1 protein-coding gene is annotated in these 599 nt (G+C 41.9%); it reads right to left on the bottom strand.

From position 1 onward, the window contains the following. Positions 1 to 599: MFS transporter (locus AC1DWN_RS34965; RefSeq protein ID WP_477563378.1), on the bottom strand; the 599-nt coding region annotated here is incomplete at both ends.

The raw sequence follows: 599 nt of genomic DNA, 5'->3' as shown, positions 1-599 counted from the left end.
TGCTAGTACCGTTTGACCTGTAGCACGCCACTCCGCTGGTACAATGCGATACAAATATTGAATAGCAGCCGAGTAGAAAATAGGAAAAGTCAACAGCTGTAGTATTTGTAAATACGCCAACAAATGAGGATCGGTAATCCAAGCTGAAATGAAAAAACGAAGGAAATAAAAAACAGCTGCAAACGAAATAGTCAGTAATTCTTTCCCTTTACGCATCCACCAGAAACTCAGAGCAAAAACGATTATCTCACTGCCTGCCGCGAGAAAAAAGGCTTGCCCTACTAATTCAGTGCTTCCACCAAGCTCCCGGATATAAACGCCAAGGAAAGTATCATTCATTCTCGCAGGAACGGAACAGATAAATACCAGCAGTAAAAACAAGAGCGTCTCTTTATTGCTTATAAAATGCTTGAGGCTGCTTAATGTAACGGGTTTACCGGTAACAGGCGCATTAGGCATCTTCCAACCTATAACAAAACTAATGAGCCCAATGACGACAAAAAGGTATGCCAAACTGTGTGCACCATAATAAGAAATAACATAACCAGTAAGCAGCGATGCTACTGCATAACCCAATGCGCCATAGGTACGGATAGATC

Source organism: Paenibacillus sp. P4_A7 (genome assembly GCF_056402455.1).
Note: the sequence above shows the minus strand (reverse complement) of the source record. Positions and strands in the feature narration are given on the sequence as shown.